Below are 2,499 nucleotides of genomic sequence, written 5' to 3' on the forward strand. Positions count from 1 at the left end.
GCCTGCCACGTCGGTGGCGGCTGCGGTGTCCGCGGAGGCGGGTTCGAGCACGAGGACGCGCGCTGCGGCGGGGAGTCGGCCGTGCGGTGCGGGCGCGGCCTCCCAGACGGGTTCGAAGGCGTGGACGACATCGACGGCGGGCACGGCCCGGGCCCCGGGCGCGGTGTCCGTATCTCGCGTGGGGCCGGCCGGGCGCAGCGACCTCAGTGTGAACGACTCCAGCGTGGCGGCGACCTGCCCGTTCTCGTCGGTCAGGGCGACGTCGAAGGCGAGAGAGCCCGCCGGGGCGGGGCGCCGGGCCGGGGTGGCGTAGGCGTGGCCCCGCTCGGGCAGAGGGGCGTACAGGCGGACCGAGCCCAGGGAGAAGGGCAGGTACGGTGCGGGGCCCGTCTGTTCCCCGGCGCCGGGGACGAGCCGGCCCGCGGTCTGCAGGGCGGCGTCCAGCAGCGAGGGGTGGAAGGTGTACGCGCCGGCGTGCGCGCGCTGCGGTTCCGGCAGGCGCAGCGTCGCCAGCGCCTCCCCGGGGCCCTCGGCGACCTCCTCGATCACCCGGAAGGCGGGACCGTAGGCGAAGCCCAGCCGGGCGAAACCGTCGTAGCACTCGGCCGCCGCCTCGACGCGGGTGCAGCGGGCCCGTACCTCCGCCAGGGCGATGGGGGCGGGCCGGGGGCCCGGAATGTCGAACCGCAGGGTGCCCCCGGCGTGCACCGGCGCGTCCTCGGCCGTGCCGCGCACCTCGAAGGCGGCGCGGGAGCGGTCGCCGGTGACGCGGACCAGCAGTAGGTGCCCGGTGTGACCGGAGGCGAGCCGGACCGGCGCCGCCCACACGAGGTCGTCGACGCCGCGCACCGGTGCTCCCCCGGCTGCGAGTTCGCCCGACAGGCGGCCCATCTCCAGGTAGGCCACGCCGGGCAGCACCAGGTCGCCTCCGACGACGTGGTCGCGCAGGAAGAACTCCTCGCCCGTCAGCGTCTTGGCGAACCGCTGCTCGCCGAAGGTGGAGACGTTGGCGTCCAGGAGGGTGGGGTGCAGACGGGAGCCGGGCTCGGCGGGGCGCTCGCCGGGGGCGACCCAGTGCCGTGGGCCGGCGAACGGGTAGGCGGGCAGGTGGACGCGGCGCCGGGCGGCGCCCTGGTGCAGACCCCGCCAGTCGACGTCGTTGCCGTTCAGCCAGGCGGTCGCCACGGCGTGGAGGTCGCTCCGGTCCAAGGGGAGGAGGTCGCCCGTCCGGGCCGCCGTCACCTGGGCGGCCCGGACGGCGGAGGGGCGCCCGGCCAGGAACGCGGTGAGCTCGGCGCGCAGGGCCGCGGTGCCGTCGACGACGACCGCGAGCCGGCTCCCGGCCCGTCTGCAGAGTGTGGGCGAGGTCCCCGGCCGGGACGTCCTGGCGCCCGAGGTGGTCGGCGAGCCGTGCCGCCGAGCGCCGGAGCGCGTCACCGTCGCGGGCCGAGAGCACGAAGACCTGCTGGGCCGCGGGCTCGTCGCGAGTGTCCGGCATGGAAGGTTCCTCCAACACGATGTGCGCTCCCGCTCCGCCGAAGCCGAAGGAGCTGACGCCGCCGCGGCGGGGCAGTTCGGCTCCGTACGCGTCCCGGGGGCGCGGCCAGGGCCGGGCGGTGCGGGCGACCTCGAAGGGGCCGCCGTCGAGTTCCAGGTAGGGGTTCTGCTCGAGGAAGTGCAGGCTGGCCGGCACGGTGCCGTGGCGCATCGACAGGACCACTTTGAAGAGTCCGGCGATACCGGCGGCGGCCTCCAAGTGACCGATGTTCGACTTGACCGAGCCGATGGCGCAGGGGGCGGCCCCGTCGGGCGCGTCCTTCCCCGCCCGCAGCCGCCGGAAGGCGGTGCTCAGGCCGGTGGTCTCGATCGGGTCGCCCAGGGCCGTACCGGTGCCGTGCGCCTCGACGTAGCCGACGGTGTCCGGGTGGACGCCGGCGGCCTGATAGGCCTCCACCAGCAGGTCGGCCTGGGCCTCGGGATCGGGGGCGGTGAGCGAAGTGGTCCGGCCGCCGTGGTTGAGCGCGGCGGCCTTGATCACGGCGTGTACGGCGTCGCCGTCGCGCTCGGCCCGCTCATGCGGCTTGAGCAGGACGACGCCCGCGCCCTCGCCGCGCACATAGCCGTCGGCGCGGCTGTCGAAGGCCTTGCAGCGGCCGTCGGGACTGAGCATCTCGCCCTGGCTGAGCGCCTCGTAGACCCCTGGGGCCAGGATGAGGCTGACGCCGCCGGCGATGGCCAGGTCGCAGGTGCCGTCGCGCAGGGCGGCGCAGGCCTGGTGGACGGCGGTGAGGGAGCCGGAGCAGGCGGTGTCGACGGCGATGCTGGGGCCGCGCAGGTCGAGCACGTACGACACCCGGTTCGGGACGATCGACAGGGCGGCACCGGTGAGGGTGTGGCCCTCGGCGGCGCGTCCGGCGGCCCGCTGTACCTCGTGGTAGTCGGAGTTGGTGACGGCGACGAACACGCCGACCCGTCTCCCGGCCAGCTCGGAGGGGCGGG

General features: G+C 76.0%; 1 protein-coding gene and 1 pseudogene. Both read right to left on the minus strand.

Features of this window, described 5'->3' with window-relative positions:
* Positions 1 to 1,437: polyketide synthase dehydratase domain-containing protein (locus IH13_RS45445; RefSeq protein WP_031091341.1), on the minus strand; the 1,437-nt coding region annotated here is incomplete at its 3' end.
* Positions 1,382 to 2,464: pseudogene (locus IH13_RS45450) on the minus strand (beta-ketoacyl synthase N-terminal-like domain-containing protein); the annotation flags it as partial. The pseudogene IH13_RS45450 and the gene IH13_RS45445, both read right to left, overlap by 56 nt.
* Between the last annotated feature and the right edge of the window lie 35 nt (positions 2,465 to 2,499).

The organism is Streptomyces sp. NRRL WC-3549, assembly GCF_000721935.1.
GTDB lineage: Bacteria > Actinomycetota > Actinomycetes > Streptomycetales > Streptomycetaceae > Streptomyces.